Genomic DNA, 15,450 nt, shown 5'->3' on the forward strand with positions numbered 1-15,450 from the left:
TCAACCTTCTCAGCAATAAATTGCTTATTAAGCAGCTGGTTGCTGGTTCATTAGCTCGTTGAAGCTAACTTCTTTTTCAGAAACCTGAGCTTTAGAGATGATTGCATCAATTGCTTGCTCTTCTAGAGCAACGTTGCGCATATTGTTCATCATTTGCTCGTTCTGCTCGTAGTAAGAAACAACTTCTGTTGGATCTTCGTATGCAGTAGCCATTTCTTCGATAAGTGCTTTCACTTTCTCGTCGTCAGCTTTTAGCTCTTCAGACTTGATTACTTCACCTAGTAGAAGACCTACAACTACGCGACGCTTAGCTTGCTCTTCGAACAGTTCACGTGGAAGTTGCGCAGCCGCTTCTGGGTTGCCACCGAAACGCTGTGCAGCTTGCTGACGTAGAGTACCGATCTCTTGATCGATTAGTGCAGCTGGTACGTCGATGTCGTTTTCTTTAACTAGACCGTCGATAGCTTGCTCTTTGATGCGGTTCTTAATAGCTTGCTTAAGTTCACGCTGCATGTTCTTACGAACTTCTGCTTTAAGAGCGTCAACGCCGCCTTCAGCAACACCGAACTTAGAAACGAACTCGTCGTTTAGTTCTGGAAGCTCACGAGCTTCAACTTTGTTTACTTTGATTGCGAACTTAGCAGCTTTACCTTTTAGGTTTTCTGCGTGGTAATCTTCTGGGAAAGTCACGTCGATTTCGAATTCCATACCAGCAGTCTTACCTGCGATACCGTCTTCAAAACCAGGGATCATGCGACCAGCGCCCATCTCTAGTGGGAAGTTCTCAGCTTTACCGCCTTCGAACTCTTCACCGTCGATAGAACCAACGAAATCGATAGTTGCACGCTTACCTTCTTCAGCAGCTTCTTCAACTTCAGTCCAAGTTGCTTGCTGTTTACGTAGCGTGTCGATCATCTCTTCAACGTCTGCGTCTTGAACTTCAGTTGTTGGTTTCTCAACAGTGATGTTCTCTAGGCCTTTTAGTTCAACTTCTGGGTAAACTTCGAAAGTTGCGTTGAATACTAGGTCTTGACCTTCTGTAGACTCAACTGGAGCGAAAGTAGGTGCGCCTGCTGGGTTGATTTTTTCTTTAACGATCGCTTCGATGAAGTGACGTTGCATTACTTCGCCCATCACGTCTTGACGTACTGCTTTGCCGTACATCTTCGCAACCATTTTTAGAGGCACTTTGCCTTTACGGAAACCATCGAAACGACGGTTTTTTGCGATGTTGCGTAGTTCAGCTGTTACAGCATCTTCGATGTTTGCAGCAGGAACAGTAATGTTTAGACGGCGCTCTAGGCCCTCTAGCGTTTCAACAGTAACTTGCATTATTCATTAACCTCAAAACTGGCTCAGATAACTGAGCTTATGTGCTCTACTCTGCAACAGAGATAGAACCCATCCTTGTTTGTACTCTAAGAGTACTCTTCTATAAATCGAGTATCGACAACTGACGAGTCAATCATCGGACTAATTAGCGATATCCTTACGAATTTGATTCGATAAAAAGGTATCTCCGATTAGCCTCAGGATAAAAATTCAGACGCAGCATTCTACCGACCAGATCAACTGCTGTCGAGTCCAGCCCTACGATCGCTACGGGATTCCCCTAAAAACTCACTTAACTGCTAAAAAAAACGCCAATAAAGCATGCTTTGTTTCCAGAAATGGGGACATTAATGGCTTTTTCAAGAGAAACTAATATTTTTTTTCGATTAAAGATCAAAACTCGATCTACGTCCGGTTTTATACCTCACTTTGTTAAGACCAATAAACACATTCATAACAAAAACCTTTACGCTATACATGGATGAGTAAGTGATACAGGGTTGTAAATGTTGACGTTTCAAAGAAGTAAGTTCTCCCTTTGCATCCTCTATATTATCGTCATCACCCTTGGGGCTAGCTGGGTTTGGAATGCAAGCGAAGAAGAACAATTTGACACTCACAAAGAGCAGCTAGAACGCTTCGCTGAATTTATCTCAAGTAAACTCGACAAGTACGCACATTTACCGCAATTGATCGCGAAAGACACTGAGCTCATTTCTGCATTGCAGAACCCAAACAACTCGGCGCAAATTGAACTCACCAACCGCTACCTAGAGCAAGTCAATAACACCATCCAATCAACCGATGCTTATTTACTTGACCAATTTGGTAACACTATCGCGTCGAGTAACTGGAATTTGCAGCGTTCGTTTGTCGGTCGAAACTATGCTTGGCGACCTTACTTTTCCAATGCCATTCAGGGACAACCTAGTCAGTACTTTGCCCTCGGTTCAAGCTCTAAGCAGCGTGGGTACTATTTTTCTTACCCGGTCACTTATGCCGCCGAAATCATTGGCGTAATTGTGATAAAAATGGACCTCACCGCGATTGAATCGAACTGGCAAAACAGAACCAATACTTTCGTCGCAACAGATAATTACAACGTGATATTTATGTCGAGCAACGAAGAGTGGCTGTTCAAAAGCCTAACGACCCTATCGGAAGCTCAGCGTCAGACCATCTTAAATAGTCGCCAGTATCTCGACTCGCCGATACGTTCATTTGGCTTTGCCGGTGACTTGTCGATACCTCGCTCAGAGCTAACAAATCCACTATCATCAGGGTTCGAAAACTCCTACCTGGTCTCGTCACGGCCGCTAAAAAAACACGACTTAACCCTACGTGTGCTAACTCCTAAAGTGACATTGTTGTGGTCGACACTAAGCTTCTCTTTAATCACGACACTGCTGTTTGTGATTGCTTACTTATCGCTGCAACTCACCGTCCAACGTAACCTAAAGAAAAGACAATTCGAGCAGCTTCAATCTGAAGCCAAGCAAAAACTCGAGTTTTTGGTCATGGAGCGAACGTCAGAGCTGCAAGCGGAAGTTGCTGAGCGAACCAAAACAGAGCACGCGTTAAGACAAACCCAAGATGAATTGATTCAAGCGGCTAAACTCGCCGTATTAGGTCAAATGTCGGCCAGTATCAGTCATGAACTCAACAACCCGTTGGCCGCCATTCGCAGCTTCGCTGACAACGGACGGCGTTTTTTGGAAAAATCCAAATATGATCGCGTTGATGACAACCTAACACGAATTTCAGCACTGACCGATCGCATGGCAAAAATAAGTAGTCAACTGCGTTCGTTCGCCAAAAAGAGCGACAGTGACGAAATTACTAAAGCCGACGCTGCGCCAATTATCTTAGCCGCGAAGGAGTTACTCGCGCCACAGTTTAAGGCTAATCAGGTCGAGTTAAACCTTGATATTCAATCAAACCTACCCTGCATTGAAATCAATCCTATCCAACTTGAGCAAGTACTAATCAACCTACTGACCAATGCAATACAGGCAGTTGAGGGCCAACAGACGAAACAGATCATCCTATCTGCCCAGCACAACAACGGCAAAGTCGAAGTCATGGTCGATGACAATGGCCCAGGTATCCCGTTTGATAGAAAAGCTCAACTGTTTGAGCCTTTTTACACCACGAAGAAAAACGGCTTAGGTCTGGGTTTATCTATCTCCCATCAGATTACCCAAGCAATGGGAGGCGAGTTAAGCGTTGCCGAATCGCCACTTGATGGGGCACGATTCATACTTACGATACCGACGACAACACAATAACGATCAAGGAAAGTCGATGTACGATGTCATATTCATTGATGATGAGAGCGATATTCGCCTCGCCATTGAACAAAGCTTCGAGCTAGAGGAAATCCCAGCACGATTTTTTGCCAGCGCCGAAGATGCGCTACTGGCAATAAAAACCGATGGCCTGCCAAAAGTCGTGATTACCGATATTTGTTTACCCGGTCTATCTGGTGAAAACATCCTTTCAAGTATTTTGCATCAGGACGCGGAAATACCCGTTATCTTGATTACTGGTCATGGTGATATATCTATGGCCGTCAATGCGCTAAGAAACGGCGCCTACGACTTTATCGAAAAGCCCTTCCCTATCGATCGGTTGATAGATACCACGCGCCGTGCTTTGGATAAGCGCGCATTAACGTTAGAGAACCAAGAGCTAAAACGCAGCCTTAAAGCGAGCCAAACACTCGGACCACGTATTATCGGTGAAACACCGTCTATTCAGGCGCTTAGGGACACCATTATCCACATTGCTGATACCAATGCCGACATCCTACTGTTTGGTGAAACAGGGACAGGTAAAGAGCTGTTTGCGCGCTCAATTCACGAACAAAGCTCTCGCCGAGATAATAACTTTGTCGCGATTAACTGTGGCGCAGTCCCAGAAAATTTGATTGAGAGTGAGCTTTATGGTCACGAAAAAGGCGCATTCACTGGCGCAGACAACGCTCGAGTCGGCAAGCTTGAGCACGCCCAAGGCGGCACCCTATTCTTGGATGAAATCGAGTCCATGCCAATGCAAGCACAAATTCGCTTACTGCGCGTGCTGCAAGAACGCATGATAGAACGTGTTGGCTCCAACTCTCTGATACCAATCGATATCCGCGTCATTGCTGCGACTAAGGTCGATTTAAAACAAGCCGCAGCTGAAGGCAGCTTTCGTGAAGACCTCTACTATCGACTCAACATAGTGACCTTAGAGTTACCTCCCCTTAGGCAGCGTAAAGAAGATATCGCGACACTGTTTCACCACTTCTTACTGGTTGCGGCTTCTCGCTACGGTAAATCTGCTCCCGCCATTGAGGCACAGCAAATTCATCAGCTCATGGCTCATGATTGGCCGGGTAATGTTCGCGAATTGCGTAACGCCGCGGAGCGCTTCGTCCTGCTTGGCCATCTTTCTCAGTTCGGTGAGAGTGATAACCTCAGCAGCAAAGAAACCAGCCTTGCCCAACAAGTGGCTGAATTTGAGAAAAGCATCATTGAGCAAGCACTTAACCAATGCGATGGCAGCATCAAAGCGACGATGGAACACCTACAACTCGCGCGTAAAACCTTATATGACAAGATGCAGAAATATGGCCTAGATAAAAGCAACTATAAAGGTGAATAACCTATTCACTTTTTATTCATGTTGAGCGCTCTATATTGGTTTCATCAAAAGGAACTGATGATTCAGAGTTAAGTTATTAGCTCTTACTGTTCAAATAGTATCTCCGTAAAATAAAAGCCCCGGATAGCTGTCTATCCGGGGCTTTTCTGTCTTGGGTTTGCGTTACTTGGTAATTATCTCAGGTCCCATTAACGTCGTTGGTAACCACGTTGATACCCAAGGTACGTATGTCACGATGATGAGGAAGAGGAACATTACCCCAACCCACGGAAGGGCTGCTTTGACCACCTGCATCATCGACATCTTCGCCACCCCGGCGGTAACAAACAAGTTGAGCCCGACTGGTGGCGTAATCATACCGATCTCCATGTTCACCACCATCATGATGCCAAGGTGAATTGGGTCAATCCCCAGTGCAATCGCAATTGGAAATACCAGCGGCGCAACGATGATTAATAGGCCAGATGGCTCCATGAACTGACCACCAATTAGCAGTAGTACGTTGACCACAATCAAGAAGGTAATTGGGCCCAAACCGGCAGAAAGCATCGACTCAGTAATCATCTGAGGAATACGCTCTTCAGTTAGCACGTGCTTCAAGATAAGCGCGTTGGCAATAATGAACAGCAGCATGATAGTCAGCTTACCCGCTTCATACAGGGTGTGCTTAGTATCTTTATGTACGAAGGCTTGAACGATCTTCACCAAGGCCGGTTTCTTATTCTCTTTGTCAGCAAATGGGCCCATATCTTTATAAATAAAGTTGGCGATCAAGAATGAGTAAACCGCCGCTACTGCCGCTGCTTCCGTCGGTGTGAAGATACCACCGTAGATACCACCTAAGATGATCACCACCAGTAGCAGGCCCCAGCTGGCATCTTTGGCTGCGGCAAACATTTCACCCCAGCCAACAAACGGCTGCTTAGGTAAGTTCTTCACTCGTGCTGCAATGTAGATAGCAATCATCAGCATCACACCAGCAAGCAAGCCTGGGATAACGCCCCCTAAGAACATACGACCTACCGATACATCGGTCGCCGCAGCGTACACCACCATCACAATCGAGGGTGGGATCAAGATACCCAGTGTACCCGCGTTACAAATCACGCCCGCCGCAAAGTCTTTTGAGTAGCCGTTTTTGATCATGCCAGCGATAACGATACTACCGATGGCAACAACGGTCGCCGGAGATGACCCTGACAGCGCAGCGAACATCATACACGCCACAACTGACGCCATTGCGAGACCACCACGGAACCAACCCACCATAGCAATCGCGAAACGGATAATTCGCTTCGCTACCCCACCGGTCGACATAAAGCTCGATGCTAAGATAAAGAACGGTATCGCCAATAAGGTGTAGTGCCCTGCAAAGGCGTTAAATAGAGTTTGCGCCACTGATGCTAGTGAAGCATCCGAGTGAATCATTAGGAAAATAATACTTGATAGACCAAGTGATATGGCGATCGGAACACCGAACAACATAAAGCCAATCACCATGACAAATAAAAATAGGATTTCCATGGTTTAGCGCTCCTTGCTCTTATCGTTGCTGTCGGCATTACCGATATTTTTCGGCTCCATAGCCTCACCGGCGTCTTTTAACTCTTCTTTTAACGCCTCTAGCTCTTCTTCTGCTTCATGGCCTGCAATTAAGCGGTCCAACTTACCAGTAAGAATTTGCCATGTTGCTTGGGCAAAACGGAAAGTCAGCAACGCCATACCAATCGGTAGAGCCATATAAGGGATAAAGCGCGGCAGCTTTTCGTAGCGCTCACCTTCATTCAACCAATCTGCTAAAAACTGCAGCATTTCCGGCATTGGGATGTCGTCAGTTTCATACCAAGCGCGCTCGGTGGCAAACGGGTACCAGTAGTTCCAAGAACCAATCAACAGCAAAATTGAGAATGCTAAACAGCAAGCTGCAGCAATCACTGCATACACCTTGCGGAGTTGTTCCGGGGCAAGGTTGATAACAACATCAACACCGATATGGAAATGCTTTTTCACACCATAAGAGGCACCGACCAGTACCATCCAGGCAAACATAAATACGGTGAGCTCTAACGCCCATAAGATGTTGTCGTTAAATACATAACGAAATATTACGTTGGCAAAAGTGAGCAAGGTCATTGCTCCTAAAAAGAACGCGATGAGAGTTTCCTCTACTGCGTCTGTCACCTTCCCAATTCTGGCAAAAATTGACTGTTCCATAAGCTACTTCACTTTATCGCGGGTAAAGAAAGGCCCTCTTCCCGATATACCCTGAAGCAGGGTATTAAGAGGGCCAATAGTTGGGGGATTATTGTTATTATTTATTTGATGCTAATGCGGCTTCGATTAAGTCCGAACCGATATCTTTTTCAAACTGCTTCCACACAGGTTGAAGTGCAGTGACCCATTGCTGACGCTGTTCTGGTGTCAACGAACGTACTTCGCCACCCGCTTCAATGATGTTGTTCTTGTTCGCTAGATTCACACGAGAAGACTCAGCATTACGTGTTGCCGTCACTTCTTGGATGATGGTGTTTAACTGGTTACGTTGATCATCAGGTAGACCTTTCCAAAAGTCTTTCGATGTCACAACTAGGTAATCAAGGATACCGTGATTGGTTTCTGTGATGCCGTCTTGAACTTCAAAGAACTTCTTACCATAAATGTTTGACCAAGTATTTTCCTGACCATCGATAACTTTAGTCTGTAGACCGCCGTACACTTCTTTAAACGACATTTTCTGCGGGTTTGCGCCTAACTGTTCAAACTGAGCAACCAGTACGTCTGACGCTTGAACACGGAACTTAAGACCTTTCGCATCTTCAGGAGAGATAAGTGGCTTGTTCGCCGACATTTGTTTCATACCATTGTGCCAAAACGCAAGACCTTGTAGACCGCGACGACGCATTGCATTTTTTAGCTTCTCGCCTGACTCTGAGTTTTGGAAACGGTCAACCGCTTCAACATCTTCAAATAGGAATGGTAGATCAAAGATACGGTATTTCTTCGTGAACTTTTCAAACTTTGATAGAGAAGGGGCAGCAAGTTGCACGTCACCGTTAAGCAGTGCTTCCAGCACTTTGTTGTCATCATAAAGCGTCGAGTTAGGGAAAACCTGCATACACATTTTTCCGTCCATTTCATCGTTTACACGCTGTTCAAGTAATGAAGCCGCAATACCTTTTGGGTGTTTATCTGTGTTCGTTACGTGGCTGAATTTAATTACCGTTTCACCTGGATCACAGTTAGCGGCAGCGTTAAAGCTCGTGACAGCAAGAATCGAAGCAGATAGTAGGGTCAATGGCTTAAACATTATTATTCTCCTTGTTAAATGAACAACCCCATCAATGGGTGTTGATACATAACTAAGGGCAATAACTAAGCCAACTTACAGAAGAATTTTAACTTATTAAATTTCAATAACTTAGACAATGTAAATATTGAAGAGTGTTGCTAGTTCAAATTTATTCAAAATAAATGGGGGGATTTCCACCCATTGAATTGACCAATACGGGTGAATTTATACCAAATTAGAAAGTAGTGCCGTCTACGGCGAACTTATAAAAACAAATGGCAGCTATACAAGCTGCCATTTTCGTTACTAGAGATGAGGTGAGCAATAAGGAGACATGACTGCCCACCTCCACTCACAACGCATGATGGTTACTTCATGCTATGACTCTAAGACTAGTAGACTTCATTCACAATTACTAACAAACGTATCAATAAATTCACTCATTAGTTAAATTCAATGCGCTGCTCAGTAGCCGCATCAAAAAACACCGCTTTCGAAAGATCGAAATGAAGTGGCGCAACTTGACCGGCTGTAACATCAAATTCTGGCGATAAACGACACGCAACTTCCTGTTCGTTGACTTTAATCATCGCAATCGTATCTGGCCCGGTTGGCTCAAGTACTTCCAAGGTTAAGTCTAACTGAGTGGTAGCACCTGAGTCCGGGTTTTCGCTGTCAGTAATGTGCTCAGGACGCAAACCAATCACGACTTCCTTGCCATCTTGCTCGCGCATTGAGGCTGGTAAGTTAATATGGTGCTCTTGACCATTGCTTCCCTTCACTTTAATCACTGGCTTTTCTTGCGCATCAAGGTCGACCATGGTTTTGATAAAGTTCATCGACGGTGAGCCCATAAAGCCGGCAACAAACATATTATTCGGCTTGTTGTAGATCTCTTGTGGCGTACCCAGTTGTTGCAACTCACCATCTTTCATCACGGCAATTCGATCAGCGAGCGTCATTGCCTCAATTTGGTCATGCGTTACGTAAACTATGGTGGTGTTAAGCTGCTGATGTAAGCGCTTAATTTGATGACGCATCTCGACACGCAGTTTCGCATCAAGGTTTGAAAGTGGCTCATCAAATAGGTACAACTTAGGTCGACGAGCAAGCGCACGCCCCATTGCCACACGTTGACGCTGACCACCCGACAGTTGCGAAGGCTTACGGTCCAGAAGGTGGTCAATTTGCAGCATCTCAGCCACACGGTTAACTTCTGCATCGATTTCTTGTTTAGGCATCTTACGAATCTTGAGACCAAATTCGATATTGCCGCGTACGGTCATATTTGGGTAAAGCGCGTAAGATTGGAACACCATTGCGATATCACGATCTTTCGGTTCGACATTCGATACATCGTTACCATCAATCACGATTTCACCCGAGCTGATGTTCTCAAGCCCTGCGATGGTATTCATCAGGGTCGATTTACCACACCCTGACGGCCCAACCAAGATTAGGAACTCCCCTGAGTCGATATCAATGTCGATCCCTTTTAAGGTTTCCTGCTCCGCTTTTGGATAGGTCTTACGGATTTGTTTAAGTTCTAGTGTTGCCATGATAATTATCCTTTTACCGATCCAGCTGTTAAGCCGCGAACAAAGTATTTTCCTGCTAAGACGTAAACCACTAAGGTAGGCAGTGCTGCAATGATCGCCGCCGCCATGTCGACGTTGTACTCTTTAACCCCGGTACTGGTATTGACTAAGTTATTCAGTGCCACCGTTATCGGCTGAGTTTCTGAACCGGAGTAGACCACGCCAAATAAGAAGTCATTCCAAATTGCCGTGAACTGCCAGATCACCGTGACCATAATGATGGGTGTCGATATCGGCAGAAGAATCTTGAAGAAAATGGTAAAGAACCCAGCGCCATCAAGCTTGGCTGCCTTAACCAGCTCATCAGGAATGCTGATGTAGAAGTTACGGAAAAACAGCGTAGTAAATGCCATGCCATAGATTACGTGCACAATCACCAGGCCCGTTGTAGTATTCGCGAGACCTAATTTGCCCAACACAGTGGCCATTGGTAGAAGAACAACTTGGAATGGAATAAAGCAGCCAAACAGTAATAAGCTGAAAAATAAGTTAGAGCCACGGAATTGCCATTTGGTCACAACGTAACCATTAAATGCACCCAATAGAGTGGAAATAGCCACTGCTGGAATCACCATCTGGAATGAATTCCAAAAATAGCCCTTAACACCTTCACACTTCACGCCAGTACAAGCACTGTCCCAAGCCTTAAACCAAGCATCAAATACCCACTCAGTCGGCAAACTCATCAAGTTACCCGCTTTAATATCAGGCAAGGTTTTAAACGAGGTAATCACCATCACAAACAGTGGCATTAGGTAAACAAGACAGAAAAACAGCAATGCCGAGTAAATAATCAGCCGAGAGAAATTGATACTCTGCATCATGACTTCTTCTCCCTAAGTTCAGAATAAAGATACGGCACCAGAATCGCTAAGATACCCGCTAGCATCATCATTGCACTGGCAGCGCCAAGACCAATTTGACCACGAGTGAACGAGTGCGCATACATAAACAGTGCGGGTAAGTCAGATGAATAACCCGGTCCACCAGCTGTCATAGCAGTCACCAGGTCAAAACTCTTAATTGCGATATGTGACGTAATGATCACTGCGCTGAAAAACACCGGTCTTAGACACGGCATAATGATGCGCCAGTAAATGGTTGGCAGATTTGCGCCATCGATTTGCGCCGCTTTGATAATAGAGGCATCAATACCACGCAAGCCGGCTAAGAACATCGCCATCACAAATCCTGACGATTGCCACACCGCCGCAATAACCAGTGTGTACACCGCCATATCGGAATCAACTAACCAGTTAAATTTAAAGTCGGTAAAGCCCCAGTCTTGCATCAACTTTTCGATGCCTAAACCCGGGTTTAAAATCCATTTCCAAGCGGTACCCGTCACGATGAATGACAACGCCATTGGATAAAGATAAATAGTACGAATTGCCCCTTCTTGGCGGATATTTTGGTCAAGCAAGATAGCTAGGCCGACGCCAAGGCCGATTGCGACCAACATAAACAGCAAACCGAAGATGCCTAAATTGGTAATTGAAGTGACCCAACGGTCGTTCTCCATCAACTTTTCATATTGAACAAAGCCAGCAAAGTTGAAACTTGGTAGAAAACGGGAGTTGGTCATTGAAAGTGCCGCCGTCCAAAAAATGTAGCCGTAGATACACACCACAGTTACTAACACGGTCGGGGCAAGAACGATTTTCGGTAGCCAGTGCTGAAGTCTATCGGCCAAATTTGGCTTCGCTGTCGACTTCTTCTCGTACCGATTTACAGCATGCTCCATAACGAATCCTTACGTCATCAACCCAAATCAAATTCCTATTTGGGTAAAGGAAAGGGCGAACCGGCTTCCCACAAGCCTGAACGCCCTTTGGGGGTGTTTGATATCAACGAAGATTTAGATCGCGGCTTTAACCGCTTTCGCGAGTTTCTGTGCAGCTTGCTGAGGATCGGCATCAGCATCATTAAAGAAGTTGGTTACAACGTCGTAGATAGCTCCCTGAGCGTAGCTTGTCGTTGATAGACCGTGCGCCATACTTGGTACAAGATCACCCGACTTCGCACTCGCTTTAAAGGTTGCCATTGAATCTAGAGCACATTGGTCAAACTTCGCCATGTCCATATCCAAACGCACTGGGATAGAACCCTTGTTTAGGTTGAATACTTCTTGGAAGTCTTTGGTTAGGATGGTGCGCGCCAGATCTTGCTGCGCTTTTTGATTGTCTTTGTCGCTTAGCTCAAAGAAAGCAAAGCTGTCGATATTGAAGGTAAACTGGCCAGCTGTACCCGGCGCTGGTGCACAGATGTAATCTTTACCTGGAACCTTGCCCGCTGCAGTAAACTCACCTTTCGCCCAGTCGCCCATGATTTGCATTGCGGCTTCACCGTTAATCACCATAGATGTTGCGACGTTCCAGTCACGACCTGGTGAGTTTGCATCAATGTAATCACGAATTTTTTGAAACTTGGTGAACACTTCAACCATCTTGTCGCCAGATAATACGCTCATATCTAGGTCAACAAAGGCTTTGTTGTAATCTTCACTGCCTAGCACATCGAGTGCGACAGCTTCAAACACGGTCGCGTCTTGCCATGGCTGGCCACCGTGAGCCAAAGGCACATAGCCCGCAGCCTTAATCTTTTCAGCTGCAACAAAGAACTCATCCAGTGTGGTTGGAAGTTCTACACCCGCTTTTTTAAGTACTTCTGGGTTAGCCCAAATCCAGTTCACTCGGTGTACGTTAACAGGAACCGCTACATACTCACCATTAAACTTCATCACTTTAGTGACGACTGAAGGTAGGATTTCATCCCACTTTTCTTGTTTAGCTGTACTTTCAAGAGACGTTAAGAAGCCTAAACCACCCCACTCCTGAATATCATGCCCTTTGATTTGAGCTGCAGACGGTGGGTTACCTGATACAGCGCGAGTTTTCAGTACCGTCATCGCTGACTCACCGCCGCCACCAGCAACAGCAAAATCTTTCCAAGTATGGTTTTGCTGCTCAAGCATATCTTTGAGCACGGCTGCTGATTTCGCTTCGCCGCCTGCAGTCCACCAGTGAAGTACTTCAACTTCGCCAGCACCTGCAACATTCACAGCAGAAAGGAGGGATAAGGTAAGTAGGATTTTATTAAGTTTCATTATTATCTTCCATGGATTGGATTAGACATTCAGGCCAACAGCTCAATGACCCCAAGCGTTCTTGCTTGTACTAAAACGAGTCTAACCAAATAGAATTTTTTGATTGAAACAAACCGTAAAGGTAATGTAACAACAATGTTACATTAGACTTCTAAGCTAGAAGGAATAAAGACTTGCGCGCGAAGCCCCTTAGTAGGCAAGTTATCAATAATGAGATCTCCGCCATGTCCATGAAGAATATTACGACAGATTCCAAGGCCTAATCCGTGCCCGTCATCATCTGTCGCTAAGCGGAAATAGGGTTCGAACACAGCTTCAAGCTTATCTTCTGGTATGCCGCCCCCCTGATCGCAGATCACCACTTTAATCCACTCTTCATCAGTGCTGATTTCGATGTTCGCCTTCATGCCATACTTCACTGCGTTATCGACTAAGTTACTTAACACTCGTTTCATTGCTAGCGGCTTAGCCACTATCGGTTCCATATCTGAAGGAATAAATACGACCTGCTGCTGGTACTGGTTTAACGGCTCGACAATAGAAGTAATAAGTTCATTGAGATCGATATAGGCATTGTTCTCATGTAAGTCAGTATCTCGTACACACTGCAACGCCCCTTTCACCATCATCTCTAACTCATCAAGATCGCGGTTAAACTTGGAACGTTTCTCATCGTTTTCAAGCAACTCTGCACGAAGTCGTAAACGCGTAATCGGCGTTTTTAAATCATGGGAGATAGCAGAAAATAGATGTTCTCGATCGGCGACATAGTGACGAATGCGTTGCTGCATACGATTAAATGCTCGCGTTGCAGTCACTAGCTCACTCGCTCCCTCTTCTTTGAGTGGCGCTTGGTCGATGTCCATACTCATTTCGTTGGCTGCTTTTGCTAACCGCTTCAGAGGTTTAACTTGCCTGCGCACCAGCAGATAGGTCAACGCCAATAAGATCGTGGTTGAGAAGATCAAAAACAATATTTGCTCGCGGCCAATCAAGGTATCGTCAAGGGTGACGTATGGGGCAGGCAATAACGCAGCTATATAAAGCCACTCATGAGTAGCTAGCTCAATCTGTACTACGAGAATAGGCGGGTCAATTGGCTTCAAAGTCAATGTGTGATGCGCCCACGACTTGGGCAGATCATGCAGGTAAATATCGTTTTTAAGCAGACGTAAATTATCAGGGTGAGAAAAATCGACTGAGATACTTTCTGCTTTACGTAACTTGTTCTCTAACACCCTTTCAATTGAGTCAATGGAAGCCAACTTTAACGGTGTATCTTTGATCGGCTCAACAGTCAGCTGCTCTTTATTAAAAGAAACGAAGAATCGAGTCCCCCCCATATTGCGAATCTGGTCTAACACGATATGGCGATATTTTACTGGCAGCGATTGGAAAAAGGTCACTGTGGAAGCAAACATGTTCGCCATGCTCTCAGATGCATCGCGTATGCCTGCCAATTCTTTATGTTTGGATTCGGTATACCAAATACTGGTGGCAACTCCCTGCGCCAAAATGACCGCCAGTAGCGTCAACCCTAACGTGCGACCAACCAGGGAATTGGGCTTAAATAACCGAAACCATGACCTATTACTCATAGCTCACCGGAACCGCCAAGATATAGCCATTGCCTCGCATCGTTTTTATGTAGTGAGGGAATCGGGCACTGTCACCCAAACGCTGACGAAGTCGGCTCAGCTGTACGTCGATACCTCGCTCAAACGGCAATGCCTCGCGGCCGCGAGTAGCGAAAGATATTGTGTCTCGATCAAGCACTTCATTAGGACGCTTCAGAAACAGCATCAGCAGCGCAAAGTCACTACCAGAGAGGTCATGACTTTGCGCTGTCTCTAAGTGGGTAATGCGGTGTGCTAGTGGGTCAAGCTGCCAGTCACCAAACACGATCGACTTGGCGGTTGAGCTGGCAGGGAGTTCTTCTGTCTGAGTCACTCGGCGCAGTACCGCTTTGATGCGCGCATTTAAGTGACGAGGATTAAAGGGTTTGGCAATATAGTCATCAGCACCAATTTCCAAACCAATGATTTGGTCAGTGTCATCCGAAACCGCAGTCAGCATAATGATCGGGACCGAAGATTGACGGCGAATTTGCTGGCAAAGGGTAAATCCGTCGTCACCGGGAAGCATAACATCAAGCAAGATAAGATCAGGATAGCCATACTGTTCAATCGCAGCCTTCATTTGCTCGCCATCATTGACCGTACTCACTTGGTAGCTTTGCTTAGTTAGATACTCTTCTAACAATTCACAAATTTCTTGATCATCATCGACAACGAGGATCTTGGCTGTCATACCTTTACCTACTACTACTTAAATCTATAAAGCGAGTGTAATCATTTATCTATGAGTCATTGATCGACAAATAGCCATAATTTGAAACTCTCGCGGACACAGGTCACATCCCATTAACAAAATTAGCAATGTAAACGCTTCAAAACACCCGCTTTCCGTCTAAGCTA

General features: G+C 45.5%; 12 protein-coding genes. 2 read left to right on the forward strand and 10 right to left on the reverse strand.

Annotated features, from left to right (window positions below):
- Positions 1–27: 27 nt before the first annotated feature.
- On the reverse strand, positions 28–1,332 hold the full coding sequence (gene tig / locus ACU01J_RS00955; RefSeq protein ID WP_481084024.1) for a trigger factor: 1,305 nt from the start codon (positions 1,330–1,332) through the stop codon (positions 28–30).
- Positions 1,333–1,838: 506 nt separating this feature from the next.
- On the opposite strand from tig, the gene ACU01J_RS00960 reads away from it, so the two are divergent.
- Positions 1,839–3,620: a sensor histidine kinase gene (locus ACU01J_RS00960; RefSeq protein WP_481084025.1), complete on the forward strand. Its 1,782-nt coding sequence runs from the start codon at positions 1,839–1,841 to the stop codon at positions 3,618–3,620.
- A gap of 16 nt (positions 3,621–3,636) precedes the next feature.
- Positions 3,637–4,980, forward strand: a complete 1,344-nt coding sequence (locus tag ACU01J_RS00965; RefSeq protein WP_481084026.1) for a sigma-54-dependent transcriptional regulator — start codon at positions 3,637–3,639, stop codon at positions 4,978–4,980.
- A gap of 162 nt (positions 4,981–5,142) precedes the next feature.
- Here ACU01J_RS00965 and ACU01J_RS00970 read toward each other — a convergent pair whose 3' ends face one another.
- The 9 genes from ACU01J_RS00970 to ACU01J_RS01010 form a co-directional block, all read right to left on the reverse strand.
- On the reverse strand, positions 5,143–6,504 hold the full coding sequence (locus ACU01J_RS00970; protein ID WP_481084027.1) for a TRAP transporter large permease: 1,362 nt from the start codon (positions 6,502–6,504) through the stop codon (positions 5,143–5,145).
- A gap of 3 nt (positions 6,505–6,507) precedes the next feature.
- Positions 6,508–7,194 (reverse strand): TRAP transporter small permease, encoded by a 687-nt coding sequence (locus tag ACU01J_RS00975; RefSeq protein ID WP_481084028.1) that lies wholly within the window; start codon positions 7,192–7,194, stop codon positions 6,508–6,510.
- 97 nt (positions 7,195–7,291) lie between these two features.
- Positions 7,292–8,287: a TRAP transporter substrate-binding protein gene (locus ACU01J_RS00980; protein ID WP_481084029.1), complete on the reverse strand. Its 996-nt coding sequence runs from the start codon at positions 8,285–8,287 to the stop codon at positions 7,292–7,294.
- A gap of 425 nt (positions 8,288–8,712) precedes the next feature.
- Positions 8,713–9,828 carry an ABC transporter ATP-binding protein gene (locus ACU01J_RS00985; RefSeq protein WP_481084030.1) on the reverse strand — a complete coding sequence of 372 codons (1,116 nt, stop codon included), beginning with the start codon at positions 9,826–9,828 and terminating at the stop codon, positions 8,713–8,715.
- 5 nt (positions 9,829–9,833) lie between these two features.
- Complete coding sequence (locus ACU01J_RS00990; protein WP_481084031.1) at positions 9,834–10,691, reverse strand: carbohydrate ABC transporter permease; 858 nt, start codon at positions 10,689–10,691, stop codon at positions 9,834–9,836.
- Positions 10,688–11,611, reverse strand: coding sequence for a carbohydrate ABC transporter permease (locus ACU01J_RS00995; protein WP_481084032.1), 924 nt, complete (start codon positions 11,609–11,611; stop codon positions 10,688–10,690). Before ACU01J_RS00995 ends, ACU01J_RS00990 begins: the two co-directional genes overlap by 4 nt.
- Positions 11,612–11,725: 114 nt before the next feature.
- Positions 11,726–12,973, reverse strand: coding sequence for an ABC transporter substrate-binding protein (locus ACU01J_RS01000; RefSeq protein ID WP_481084033.1), 1,248 nt, complete (start codon positions 12,971–12,973; stop codon positions 11,726–11,728).
- Positions 12,974–13,116: 143 nt separating this feature from the next.
- On the reverse strand, positions 13,117–14,571 hold the full coding sequence (locus tag ACU01J_RS01005; RefSeq protein ID WP_481084034.1) for an ATP-binding protein: 1,455 nt from the start codon (positions 14,569–14,571) through the stop codon (positions 13,117–13,119).
- A complete protein-coding gene (locus ACU01J_RS01010; RefSeq protein WP_481084035.1) occupies positions 14,564–15,283 on the reverse strand; it encodes a response regulator in 720 nt (239 codons plus the stop codon). The genes ACU01J_RS01005 and ACU01J_RS01010 overlap by 8 nt, the downstream gene beginning before the upstream one ends.
- Positions 15,284–15,450: the final 167 nt, after the last annotated feature.

This window comes from Vibrio sp. 2433-A1 (assembly GCF_056726085.1).